This window comes from Peptostreptococcus sp. (genome assembly GCF_977045075.1).
Map to the genome: position 1 here is coordinate 1 of NZ_CDRRTB010000136.1, position 2,691 is coordinate 2,691.

Here is a 2,691-nt window from a genome sequence, read left to right on the forward strand (position 1 = left end):
TACCCTTTCTAACACTCTCCATTATAGTAAAGGCCATTTTTGGTTTAAGACCCATAAATATAAGGTAGTTCATTATGTCGTCACGGGTTGAAATAACCTCCTTTAGACCTACAACATTAGCCCTAACCAAGTCTTGAGCATTATTTAGCCAAACGTCTGTCCCATGGGAAAGTCCAGCGATCCTGACCAATTCAGCAAAGGTTGTAGGTTTTGTATCAACCAGCATTTGTCTCGTAAACTTTGTTCCAAATTCAGGTATGGCCATAGACCCTACCGTAGTACCATCTATATCCTCAGGCTCTATACCCAGGGCCCTTGTGGAAGTAAATAGGGACATGGTAGCTGGGTCATCAAGGGGGATATCAGTTATCTTAATACCAGTCATATCCTCTAGCATCCTGATTATTGTAGGACCGTCGTGTCCTAGAATATCTAACTTCAAAATTCTACCACTTATTGAATGATAGTCGAAATGGGTTGTGATTACACCAGAAGATTTATCATTGGCTGGATACTGTACTGGTGTGAAATCATGAACATTCTTGTAGTGTGGTATTACCATTACACCTCCAGGGTGTTGGCCAGAAGTCCTTTTAACCTCCGTACAACCCTTTGTAAGCCAGGTCATTTCAGCATTAGTTAGGTCTAAGTGGTTGTCCTTAGAAAAATTCCTAACGTATCCAAATGCGGTTTTTTCCTGGACAGTACCAATTGTACCAGCCCTAAAGGTAAAGCCTTCACCAAATAACTCCTCTGTGTACTTATGGATAGTTGGCTGGTAGGTACCTGAGAAATTCAAGTCAATATCAGGTTCCTTATCACCCTCAAAGCCAAGGAATACCTCAAAAGGTATATCCTGTCCCTCCTTTATCAACTGACTTCCACACCTAGGACACTTCTTGTCTGGTAGGTCTATACCTGAACCATACTCACCAATACCAAAAAATTCCGAGTACTTACAATCCTCATTTGGACAAATATAGTGGGCAGGTAATGGATTTACCTCTGTAATGTCACTCATCGTTGCAGCAAAAGAAGATCCAACTGACCCCCTTGATCCAACTAGATAGCCATCAGATAGGGACTTGGCAACTAGCTTGTTGGCTATAATATACATAACAGCATATCCATTACCTATAATTGAGTCTAGCTCCCTATTAAGCCTCTTCTCAACTATTTCAGGCAATGGATAACCATAGATTCTCTCTGCCTTATCAAAACACATTCTCCTTAGTTCTTCCTTAGACCCCTCTATAACAGGGGCATACGTCTCATCAGGTATTGGCCTTATATCTTCAAACATATCGGCTATCTTATTTGAGTTTTCTACTACCACCCTATAGGCAGTCTCCTCACCTAAGTAGGCAAACTCCTCCAGCATCTCATCAGTAGTCCTGAAATGAAGACTTTCTATATTCTTTTTGTATTTAGGTATCTGTGAATACTTAAGTACACTCCTATATAGTCTTTCATGTGGTTCAAGTGTATGTACATCACCAGTAGCAACTACAGGCTTACCATAGGCATCACCAAGGGCAACTAGTTTTTTATTTATAGCTTTTATTTCTTCAAAAGTCTTAATTTCTCCAGATTCAACTAGGTATTTAAGGTTGTCTAAGGGCATAACTTCAATAAAGTCATAGAAGTCTAAGATTTTTTCCATTTCCTCCTTGGTCTTATTTTTTTGTACACCAGAAAAAACTTCACCACTTGAACAAGCACTACCTATTATTAGGCCTTCACGCTTTTGCTTAACTAGGCTCTTTAGCATTAGGGGTTGCCTGTAGAAATGGTTTAAGTGGGAATCACTGATTAATTCATAGAGATGTCTTAAACCTAGGTAATTTTGTGCATATATTGTTGCATGGCTTGGTCTCAGCTTTGTATGGTCTATCTTTCCATAGACCTTATTTATGTCTGAAAGTTTTTCCACACCATCTTTTTTCATCATGCTAATAAATCTGAGGAATATTTGGGCAGTTGCCTCAGCATCATTTACAGCCCTATGATGACCACTCAGGTTAATGGCTAGGGCCTTGGCTAGTCTATCCAAACCAAACCTCTTCATATCTGGCATCAAGACTCGAGCAAGTAAAAGTGTGTCTATCTTTTCATGTTTGTAGTCTAATCCAACTTGACTGCACTTCTGAGCAATAAATCCAGTGTCAAAGTCTGCATTATGGGCGACTAGGATAGAGTCCCTGGCAAAGTCCATAAATTTTTTTAGAGCTTCTTCTATAGGCGGTGCATCTTCTACCATATCATTTGTAATATTTGTAAGTTCTTGGACCTCATATGGTATGTCCATTCTTGGATTAACAAAGGTCGAAAACCTGTCTTTTATTTGTCCGTCCTCCAGTAAAACTGCTCCAATTTCCGTTATATTATCACCTGTAACTGAAAATCCTGTAGTCTCTATATCAAAAACTACAAACCTTTGGTTAAAATCTCTCTCATTGGGATTTTGTACTATATCTAGGTCATCATCGACTAGGTAAGCCTCAACCCCATATATTACTTTTATATCCTTACCCTTAGACGCATTCATAGCATCTGGAAAGGCTTGAACCACGCCGTGGTCAGTAATTGCAACTGCCTTGTGGCCCCATTCTATCGCCTTGTTTATAAGGTTCTTTACGCTGACTACAGAGTCCATGGCTGACATCTTGGTATGGGCATGAAGCTCGACCC

At 39.8% G+C, this 2,691-nt stretch carries 1 protein-coding gene; it reads right to left on the reverse strand.

From position 1 onward, the window contains the following. A partial coding sequence (locus ACW6OJ_RS07955; RefSeq protein ID WP_456096264.1) for a PolC-type DNA polymerase III occupies positions 1-2,691 on the reverse strand: 2,691 nt, incomplete at both ends.